At 74.1% G+C, this 10,036-nt stretch carries 8 protein-coding genes; 6 read left to right on the top strand and 2 right to left on the bottom strand.

Annotation, left to right across the window (positions count from 1 at the left end; genetic code table 11):
- Positions 1-72 precede the first annotated feature (72 nt).
- Together CTKZ_RS18910 and gnd are read right to left on the bottom strand one after the other, a co-directional pair.
- Positions 73-1,359, bottom strand: a complete 1,287-nt coding sequence (locus CTKZ_RS18910) for a carboxylate--amine ligase (RefSeq protein WP_124344372.1) — start codon at positions 1,357-1,359, stop codon at positions 73-75.
- Positions 1,356-2,810, bottom strand: coding sequence for an NADP-dependent phosphogluconate dehydrogenase (gene gnd / locus CTKZ_RS18905; RefSeq protein ID WP_124344371.1), 1,455 nt, complete (start codon positions 2,808-2,810; stop codon positions 1,356-1,358). The genes CTKZ_RS18910 and gnd overlap by 4 nt, the downstream gene beginning before the upstream one ends.
- A gap of 178 nt (positions 2,811-2,988) precedes the next feature.
- On the opposite strand from gnd, the gene CTKZ_RS18900 reads away from it, so the two are divergent.
- The 6 genes from CTKZ_RS18900 to CTKZ_RS18875 all read left to right on the top strand — a co-directional run bounded on the left by CTKZ_RS18900 (position 2,989) and on the right by CTKZ_RS18875 (position 9,990).
- Positions 2,989-3,573, top strand: a complete 585-nt coding sequence (locus tag CTKZ_RS18900) for a DUF3000 domain-containing protein (RefSeq protein ID WP_124344370.1) — start codon at positions 2,989-2,991, stop codon at positions 3,571-3,573.
- A gap of 217 nt (positions 3,574-3,790) precedes the next feature.
- Complete coding sequence (locus tag CTKZ_RS22690; RefSeq protein ID WP_304515703.1) at positions 3,791-4,306, top strand: LuxR C-terminal-related transcriptional regulator; 516 nt, start codon at positions 3,791-3,793, stop codon at positions 4,304-4,306.
- Between the two features lie 36 nt (positions 4,307-4,342).
- Positions 4,343-5,056, top strand: coding sequence for a class I SAM-dependent methyltransferase (locus CTKZ_RS18890; RefSeq protein WP_124344369.1), 714 nt, complete (start codon positions 4,343-4,345; stop codon positions 5,054-5,056).
- A gap of 99 nt (positions 5,057-5,155) precedes the next feature.
- Positions 5,156-6,478, top strand: coding sequence for an HRDC domain-containing protein (locus CTKZ_RS18885; RefSeq protein ID WP_124344368.1), 1,323 nt, complete (start codon positions 5,156-5,158; stop codon positions 6,476-6,478).
- 141 nt (positions 6,479-6,619) lie between these two features.
- Positions 6,620-7,861 (top strand): thiolase family protein, encoded by a 1,242-nt coding sequence (locus CTKZ_RS18880; RefSeq protein WP_124344367.1) that lies wholly within the window; start codon positions 6,620-6,622, stop codon positions 7,859-7,861.
- Positions 7,858-9,990, top strand: coding sequence for a 3-hydroxyacyl-CoA dehydrogenase NAD-binding domain-containing protein (locus CTKZ_RS18875; protein ID WP_124344366.1), 2,133 nt, complete (start codon positions 7,858-7,860; stop codon positions 9,988-9,990). The genes CTKZ_RS18880 and CTKZ_RS18875 overlap by 4 nt, the downstream gene beginning before the upstream one ends.
- Positions 9,991-10,036: the final 46 nt, after the last annotated feature.

Below are 10,036 nucleotides of genomic sequence, written 5' to 3'. Positions count from 1 at the left end.
CCGTCGTCGTGGTCGTGGAGGTCCTCGTCGTGGACGTCGGCCCGTCGCGCTGCGCCGACAGGCCGAGCCGACTCAGAAGCCGGTGTCCGTGACCTCCGGGTAGTACCGGCGGAACTTGCGCACCTGGTTGAGCTTCGCAGCCCAGACGTACGCCCGACGGCGCGGCGACAGGTCCTTGCCGTAGGCGAGCGGGTGCGCCGTGGCGCGGGACCGCACGAGCCGGCGCACGCGCGCCGCGAGCTGCGGCTCGCGCACGTACTTCAGCAGCAAGCGGTGCGGCACGATCGAGTAGAGGACCTCGCGCTCGACGACGACCGGCTCGACGGCCCGGCCCTCGACGTGGTCCTCGACGACGAACCGCATGGGGTTCGCGCCCGCGGCCGTCACGTAGTAGTTGTTCCGCCCGATCCGCGGGTTGACCTCGAAGAACCGGAACAGCCCGGTCCGCGGGTCGACCTTGACGTCGAAGTTCGCGAAGCCGCGGTAGCCGGTCGACGTGAGGAAGCGTCGGGCCTGGTCGAGCATCGCGTCGTCGCGGTAGGTGATCATCGCGGCCGGGTTGCCCAGGCCGGACGGCGTGTGCTCCTCGAGCAGCACGTGCGCGCTGCACAGCAGCGTGATCTCGCCGCGGCTGTCGACGTACGCGGTGATGGACCGCATCTGCGTGTCGTCCCCGGGCACGAGCTCCTGCACGACGAACCGCCCGCGGAAGCCGGCCGCACGCAGCGCACCCCACAACCACACGAGCTCGTCGGGCGTCGCGATCTCGAAGACCTTCTTCTTGCCCTCGAACTCGACGTCCTGGTAGTCCGCGCTGCTCGCCGCCTTCGCGATGAGCGGGTAGTCGAGGTCCACGGGTGCGGGCGCCCAGCCGGCCTCGTCGGCGGACGTGAAGTCCTGGACGATCGTGCGCGGCACCGAGATGTCGAGCCGCTCGCAGATCTCCGCGAACGTCGCCTTGTCGGAGATCTGGTCGAGCAGCTCCTGCGAGAGGAACGGCACGACGAAGTACGGCTCGAGCTCCGTGCGGTGCTGCACGACGACCCGGACGAGCCAGTCCGAGTTCGCCATGAGCAGCAGGCGACGGTCGGGCATGCGGCGCGCGACCTCGAGCAGCCGGTCGACGAGCTGCCGCGGGTCGTGCCCGTCGGCGACGATCTCGTGGTCGACGATCCGCGAGTGCGCGACGGGACCGAGCGCGGCCCCCGCGACGACGACCGACCGCACGCCGTAGGCCTCGTGGAACGAGCGGGCCATCGCGTAGACGCCGATGTCGGCGCCGAGGATGACCGGCTGGAGCGGACCACCGCCGCCCCGGTTCGTGCCCGGGGCGGCGGTGGTCGAGACGGGCTCGCTCACGCGTCCTGCTCGGTGCGGTCGAGGGACCACGCGGTGTGGAAGGTGCCGTCCTTGTCGGTGCGGCGGTAGGTGTGGGCGCCGAAGAAGTCGCGCTGCGCCTGGATCAGCGCGGCGGGCAGCCGCTCGGCGCGGACCCCGTCGTAGTACGCCAGGGACGAGGAGAACGCCGGGGTCGGCACGCCGTGCAGGGCCGCGCCCGACACCACGCGCCGCCAGGCTTCGACGCCGTTGGCGACGGCGCCGGTGAAGTACTCGTCGGCCAGCAGCAGCGGCAGGTTCACGTCACGCTCGTAGGCCTCGGTGATCCGGTTGAGGAACCGCGCCCGGATGATGCACCCCCCGCGCCAGATCCGCGCCATCGCACCCCGGTCGATGTCCCACCCGAACTCCGCCGACGCCGCGGCGATCTGGTCGAACCCCTGGGAGTACGCGACCACCTTCGAGGCGTACAGCGCCAGGCGCACGTCCTCGATGAACGCCTCCCGGTCCTCGATCTGCCACGGGGTGGTGTGCGCGGGCAGCACGCCACGCGCGGCCTCGCGCTGCGGGACCGACCCCGACAGCGCCCGGGCGAACGTCGCCTCGGCGATCCCGGTGATCGGCACCCCCAGGTCCAGGGCGTTCTGCACCGTCCAGCGGCCGGTGCCCTTCTGCTCGGCCTGGTCCAGCACCACGTCCACGAACGCACTGCCCGTGGCGGCGTCCACGTGCTGCAGCACGTCGGCGGTGATCTCGATCAGGAACGACTCCAGGTCCCCGGTGTTCCACTCCGCGAAGATGCCCCCGATCTGCGCCGCCGAGGCACCCAGGCCCTGCTTGAGCAGGTCGTAGGCCTCGGCGATCAGCTGCATGTCGGCGTACTCGATGCCGTTGTGCACCATCTTCACGAAGTGCCCCGCACCATCCGGCCCCACATACGTGCAGCACGGCACCCCGTCGACCTTCGCCGAGATCTTCTCCAGGATCGGACCCAACCACTCATACGACTCCCGGGTCCCGCCGGGCATGATCGACGGACCCAGCAGCGCGCCCTCCTCACCACCGGAGACCCCCGAACCCACGAAGTGCAGACCCTTGGCCCGCAGCGCCGCCTCCCGGCGGATCGTGTCCGGGAAGTGCGCGTTGCCCGCGTCCACCACGATGTCGCCCTCGTCCAGCAACGGCACCAGCTCGTCGATCACCGCATCGGTCGCGGCACCGGCCTTGACCATCACCACGATCTTGCGCGGCCGCGCCAGCGACGCCACGAAGTCCGCGGTGCTCGCCGAGGCGATGAACGTGCCCTCCTCACCATGGTCGTCGACCAGCGACTGCGTCTTCGCATACGACCGGTTGTGGATCGCGACGGTGAACCCGTTCCGCGCGAAGTTCCGGGCCAGGTTGCGGCCCATCACCGCCAGACCGGTGACGCCGATCTCGGCCGTGCCGGATGCCGTGGTGTTCGCGGCCATGCGTGAGGTGCTCCTTGTCGTCGACGGCCCGGGGCGCGGGACGACCCGTGCGCAGGAGGGCGCTGGGCGGGTGCGCGACGTCCGGGTGGGAGTGCCCGGTCAGCCTAGCGGCGTCGCGATGACGCGGGAGCGGCGTGCCGGACGTCAAGACGGCGACCGCGCCCGTACGCTCCCCAGCGTGACCCCAGCAGGCCCCGAGGACGTCCCCGCCGAGTTCGTCCGTGCGCTCCGTTCGCTGCGCAACGTGACGGTCCGGTCCGAGGTCGTGCTGGACGAGGTCCCCGGGCCCGCCCGGATCGCCCCGTTCTCCGCCGCGCTCACGGCCGAGGTGCGCAGCGCACGCCGGTCGGTCGCCGCGGCCGAGCTCGCGTCGGGCCGGTTCGTCGTGCTCTACGACCCCGAGGGCCAGGAGGCGTGGGAAGGCTCGTTCCGCCTCGTCACGCTGGTGCGCGCCACCCTGGAGGCCGAGGTCGGCACCGACCCGCTGCTGGCCGAGGTCGCGTGGACCTGGTTCACCGACGCGCTCGAGTCCGCGGGCCTCGAGCCGCACGCGGCGGGCGGCACGGTCACGCGCGTGCTGTCGCAGAGCTTCGGGGCGCTCGAGCGCCGCGCCGAGCAGACCGAGCTGGAGATCCGGGCGTCGTGGACCGCCGCGGGCGAGGACCTCGGTCCGCACCTGCGCGCGTGGGCGACGCTGCTGTGCACCGCCGCCGGCCTGCCGCCGCTGCCGGAGGGCGTCGTGCCCCTCGGCCCTCGCCGCTGACCCACGTCGCCCTCGTCACCGACGCGCCTCGCCGTCGTCGCTGACGCTCGTCGTCCCCCTGCCGCGCCACGGTCCCCGCTGACCCGAGTCGTGGGCCCGCGGCGTGCTCAGCGCTGACCAGCGCCGTCGTGTCGGTTCCCCGCACTATCACGTCTTCCCGTGGATCCGTGACGTCCTGTCCCTCAAGTGGCCCAGAGGTGCTGCCGATGAGAGGACCGTGAGCATCGAGCCCCTCCGCCGCGACGTCGCCCCGCTCCGCCGGGTCGCCGTGCGGACGACCGTGCCGACGACCCGACGCCCGGCAGCGCCGCCGCAGCAGATGTGCGTGGTCGTGTCGGAGATCGCCGACGGAGACGGGGTCGCGCTCGTCCAGAACCTGCGCCGCCGGGGCGCGCCGCGTGTCGTCGTCCTGACGCGCCGCGCGAGCCGCCCCGAGCTGTCGGTCCTGCTGCAGGGCGGTCTGCGCGGCGCGGTCGCGGGTCAGACGGCGACGAGCGTCCCGCGTCAGCCCGCTCCGGCACCGGCTCCCCCGACGCTCCCGGAGCTCACGGCCCGCGAGATCAGCGTCCTGCGCCTGGTCGCCGACGGCCGGTCCAACCGGCTCATCGGCGAGGAGCTCGGCCTGTCCGCGCTCACCGTGAAGAGCCACCTCGCCCGCATCTCGCGCAAGCTCGGCACGGGCGACCGCGCGGAGCTCGTCGCGATCTCGATCCGCGGCGGCGTGCTCGACTGACCCGGACGCCGGCAGGCGCTCTGGCATGCTGGCCGCGTGACGGGGGTCGGGCGCGAGCCGCAGTACGAGGCCTTCGCAGACGCCTTCGCCGAGCACGCGCGTGACGGCTTCTACAACGCGCACTACGACCGTCCGGCGTGCCTCTCGCTGCTGGGCGACGTCGCGGGGCGCCACGTCCTCGACGTCGGGTGCGGTCCCGGCTGGTACGCCGCCGAGCTCGTCTCTCGCGGAGCCCGCGTCTCGGCCTTCGACCTCAGCCCACGGATGGTCGAGCTGACGACGGCGCAGGCGCCCGACGCCGACGTGCGCGTCCACGACGCCGCCGAACCGCTGGGCTGGCTGCCGGACGGCTCGGTCGACCTCGCGCTGTGGGCGCTCGGCATCGAGTACGTGGACGACCGCGTCTGCGCCCTGCGCGAGCTGCGCCGGGTGCTGCGCCCCGAGGGCGCGCTGGTCCTCTCCCGGCTTCATCCCACGGGCGACTGGCTCCGGCACGGAGGCAGCTACTTCACGACCCGGGTGATCGAGGAGGACTGGGCCGCCGGCTGGCACCTCCGGTACTGGCTGGCTCCGCTCGAGCAGACGTGCGAGGAGCTGCACGAGGCGGGCTTCCTCATCGAGCGCCTGCTCGAACCTCGACCGGCGCCCACGGCCGAGGTCCTCTCCCCGGACGCCTACGCCCTGCTCGCCGGTGAGCCACGCGGCTTCCTGGCGATCCGTGCCGTCCCGCGACCGGGCGCGACGACGTAGTCACCACGTGGCGGGGGATGCGTGGTCGCGCGAGTGACGTGCGGCGCACCACGGCCCGCCTGCGCGGACGCGCCTGCACCGTCGCATACGGTGGACCTCATGCACTCCGAGGTGTCCGACGACCTCCCCACGACGGGGGGCGACGTCGCCCACCCGCCGCTCCCCCTGACCGACCCGACCGACGCGCCTGCCGTCGCGGACGTGGCCGCCGAGCCGACCGTCGTCCCGCTGACCGAGCCCGCCGACGGCGTCCCGCACGTGGTCGACACCCCCGAGGAGCTGGCTCGCGTCGTCGCGGCGTTCGGCGCCGGCACGGGTCCGGTCGCGGTCGACGCCGAGCGCGCGTCGGGCTACCGCTACGGCCAGCGCACCTACCTCGTCCAGCTGCGCCGCGAGGGTGCGGGCACGGCGCTGATCGACCCGATCGCGCTGCCCGACCTGTCGGCGCTGTCCGACGCGCTGGTGGGCGTCGAGTGGGTGCTGCACGCGGCCTCGCAGGACCTGCCGGGGCTCTCCGAGCAGGGCATGCGACCGACGCGCGTCTTCGACACCGAGCTCGGCGCCCGCCTGCTGGGCATGGAACGCGTGGGGCTCGCGGCGGTCGTCGCGGACGCGCTCGGGCTCGGCCTCGCGAAGGAGCACTCGGCGGTCGACTGGTCGACGCGCCCGCTGCCCCCGGAGTGGCTGCGCTACGCCGCGCTCGACGTCGAGGTCCTGGTCGAGCTCCGCACCGTGCTCGCCGAACGGCTGGCCGTCGCCGGCAAGGCCGAGTGGGCCGCGCAGGAGTTCGAGGCCGTCCGCACCGCACCGCCGCCGCCACCGCGCGTCGAGCCGTGGCGCCGCGTGTCGGGCCTGCACCAGATCCGCGACGCCCGCCGTCTCGCCGTCGTGCGCGAGCTGTGGCAGACGCGCGACCAGAACGCCCGCCAGCGCGACATCTCCCCCGGCCGCGTGCTGCCGGACGCCGCGATCGTCGCCGCTGCGCAGGCGCTGCCGCGCTCGGTGCCGCAGCTGACGGCCCTGCCCGCGTTCTCGGGCAAGGGCACGCGACGCCGCGCGACGCTGTGGCAGCAGGCGATCGACCGTGGGCTCGCGCTGCCGGACTCGGAGCTGCCGTCCGTGCGCGGGCCGAAGAGCGACGCTCCCCCGCCGCCGCGGGCGTGGGCGGACAAGGACCCGGCGGCTGCGGCACGGCTCGCGGCAGCCCGGGACGTCGTGGCCGACCTCTCGGAGACGCACTCCGTGCCAGCGGAGAACCTGCTCCAGCCCGACCTCCTGCGGCGGCTGTGCTGGGCGCCGCCGCGCCCGCTCGACGCGACGACGATCGCCGACGCGCTCGTGTCGGGTGGCGCACGCGCGTGGCAGGTCGAGCTGCTGGCGGAGCGCCTCGCGACGGCCTTCGCCGCGCTGCCCGGGGCCTGACGACCCCCGAGGACACGGTGTTACTCTTCGGTAACTTCGGCTGACGTAGGACCTAGGTCCCGGTAGCGTCGGCCCCAGCGGTCCCGTCCCGGCGGGACCCGCACCCGTCACCGGACACCGTCGTCCACGCCTGGAGGCCCGATGCCGACCGCATCCGCCCGACCGCCCGTCGCCCGCCGCGTCGTCTTCGTCGACGGGGTCCGCACCCCGTTCGGCCGCGCGCGCAAGGACGGGCTCTACGCCCACACCCGCGCCGACGACCTCGTCGTCAAGACCGTGCGCGAGCTCCTGCGCCGCCACCCGGAGCTCGCTCCGGAGCGCGTCGACGAGGTCGCGATCGCGGCCACCACCCAGCAGGGCGACCAGGGGCTGACCCTGGGCCGCACGGTCGGCGTCCTCGCCGGCCTTCCCCGCACGGTCCCCGGCTACGCGGTCGACCGGATGTGCGCGGGCGCGATGACCGCGGTCACCAACGTCGCCGCGACCATCGGGATCGGTGCGCAGGACGTCGCGATCGCCGGCGGTGTCGAGCACATGGGCCACCACCCGATGGGCTTCGACGCCGACCCGAACCCGCGGTTCCTGTCCGAGCGCCTCGTCGCGCCCGACGCCCTCAACATGGGCGTCACCGCGGAGAACCTGCACGACCGCTTCCCCGCGCTCACGCGCGACCGCGCCGACGCGTACGGCGCCGCGAGCCAGGCCAAGTACGCCGCCGCGCTCGCCGCCGGGCAGATCGACCCCGACCTCGTGCCCGTCGCGCTGCGCGACCCCGAGCGCGGGTGGGGACTGGCGACCGCCGACGAGCCGCCGCGACCCGGCACGACCGCCGAGGGGATCGCCAGCCTGCCGACGCCGTTCCGCCCCGGCGGGCGCGTCACCGCCGGCACGTCCGCACCGCTCACCGACGGTGCCGCGTCGTGCCTGCTCGCCGCCGAGGACACCGCCGCCGAGCTCGGCCTGACCCCGCGCATGCGGCTCGTCGCGTTCGCCTACGCGGGCGTCGAGCCCGAGATCATGGGCGTCGGCCCGGTCCCCGCGACACGCAAGGCGCTCGACCGCGCCGGACTGACGATCGACGACATCGGCCTGTTCGAGATCAACGAGGCGTTCGCGGTGCAGGTGCTCGCGTTCCTCGACGCGTTCGGGATCGCCGACGACGACCCCCGCGTCAACCCGTACGGCGGCGCGATCGCCGTCGGCCACCCGCTCGCGTCGTCGGGCGTGCGGCTCATGACGCAGCTCGCGCGCCAGTTCGAGGAGCACCCCGACGTCCGCTACGGCCTGACGACGATGTGCGTCGGCCTCGGCCAGGGCGGCACCGTGATCTGGGAGAACCCCCACCACCCCGAGTACGTCGCGACCGACGGAGGCCAGCAGTGAGCACGACGCCCGACGCCCCGCAGCCCCGCGCCGAGCGCGTGTCGCACGCGCTGGTCCGGGACGTGACCCTGCCCGGCGGCGCCGGGACGCTCGCGCTCGTCACGATCGACAACGGCCTCGACCACACCAAGCCGACGACGCTCGGCCCGCTGGGCATCGCGGAGCTCACCGCCGCGCTGACGACGGTCCGCGAGCGCGTCCGCGCGGGCGAGGTGCACGCCGTCGCCGTGACCGGCAAGCCGTACTTCCTGGCGGCAGGCGCCGACCTCACGCAGGTCACGACCGTCACCGACCGCGACACCGCGCTGGAGCTCGGTCGCGGCGGGCACGCCGCGTACGGGCTGCTGCACGACATGGGCGTCCCGACGTTCGCGTTCGTCAACGGCGTCGCCCTCGGGGGCGGCCTGGAGCTCGCGCTCAACTGCGACTACCGGACGGTCGCGTCGGACGTCCGCGCGCTCGCGCTGCCGGAGACGGGTCTCGGACTGGTCCCGGGCTGGGGCGGCGCGTACATCGTGCCGCGCCTGGTCGGCGTCGAGAACGCGCTCGACGTCATCCTCACGCGCCCCGCGGCCAACAAGCCGTTCGCGGCGGGCGAGGCGGCGAAGATCGGGCTCGTCGACGTGGTGCTCGACCCGGCGGACTTCCTCGAGGAGTCCGTGCGGTGGGCGGCCCGGGTGCTGTCGGGCGAGGTCGTCGTGGAGCGTCGCCCGCTCGACCCGCAGCCGCTGTGGGACGGCGTCGTCGCCGCGGCGCGGCAGCGTCTCGACGCCGTCGTGCACGGCTCGCGTCCGGCGCCGTACCGCGCGCTCGACCTGGTCGCGGCCGCGCGCACGGCGACCCGCGAGGAGGCGTTCGCCGCCGAGGACGACGCGCTCGCCGACCTCATCATGAGCGACGAGATGCGGGCGAGCGTGTACGCGTTCGGCCTCGTCTCGGGCGGCAAGAAGCCCGTCGGCGCTCCCGACGCGTCGCTCGCGCAGCCGGTGACGCGCGTCGGGATCGTCGGCGCCGGCCTCATGGCCGCGCAGATCGCGCTGCTGTTCTCGCAGCGGCTCGGCGTGCCCGTCGTCATGCGCGATCTCGACGACGAGCGCGTCGAGAAGGGCCTCGCGGCCGTCCGGAGCACCGTCGAGCGGCTCGTGACGACGGGTCGGATGAGCGAGTCGGCGGGCGCGCGCGCCCTCGGCGCGATCACCGGCACGACCGACCTGCACGACCTCGCGTCGTGCGACCTGGTCATCGAGGCCGTCACCGAGATCCTCGACCTCAAGAAGCGCGTCTTCGCCGAGCTCGAGACGGTCGTGGCCCCCACGACGGTCCTCGCGACGAACACGTCCGCGCTGTCGGTGTCCGCGATGGCGGCCGACCTGCAGCACCCCGAGCGCGTCGTCGGGCTGCACTTCTTCAACCCCGTGGCCGCGATGCCGCTGGTCGAGGTGGTGCAGGCCGAGCACACGTCCGCGGAGGCGCTCGCGACCGGGTTCGCGGTCGTCGCGAAGCTCCGCAAGACCGCGGTGCTCGTCGCCGACCGGCCGGGCTTCGTCGTCAACCGGCTGCTCGTGCTGCTGCTCGGCGTGATCGTCGACGCGGTCGAGCACGGCACCCCCGTCGAGGTCGCTGACCGCGCGCTGCGGCCCCTCGGCCTGCCGATGCCGCCGTTCGAGCTGTTCGACCTCGTCGGGCCGGCCGTCGGCCTGCACGTCCTCACGTCGCTGCGCGAGGACCTCGGCGACCGGTTCCCGCGGTCGCCCGGCCTGGAGAAGCTCGTCGCCGACGGCACGCGCGTCGTGCTCGACGCACCGGCCAAGGGCCTGCCCAAGCCCGTCGACCCGGCCATCCAGGCGGTCTTCGACGCGGCCCGCGAGGTCGAGGTCGCCGCGACCCCGCTCGACGAGGCGGGCGTGCTCGACGCGGTGCTCACGGCGCTGACCGTCGAGATCGGGCACATGCTCGACGAGGGCGTCGTCGCGACGCCGCAGCAGATCGACCTCTGCATGATCCTCGGTGCCGGCTGGGGCTTCCACCTCGGGGGCATCACGCCGCACCTGGACCGCACCGGCTACAGCGAGAAGGTCCTGGGCCGTCGCCTGCTGCCCGACGGCGTCGCGAACATCCCGACGCGCTGACGTCCCCTCGAGGCCCGCGACCGGCTGCTCGTCCCCGACAGCCGGT

It is taken from the genome of Cellulomonas algicola (assembly GCF_003851725.1).
Taxonomy (GTDB): Bacteria; Actinomycetota; Actinomycetes; order Actinomycetales; family Cellulomonadaceae; genus Cellulomonas; species Cellulomonas algicola.
The sequence above is the reverse complement of the archived record's forward strand: the minus strand, read 5'-3'. Positions and strand labels throughout refer to the sequence as shown.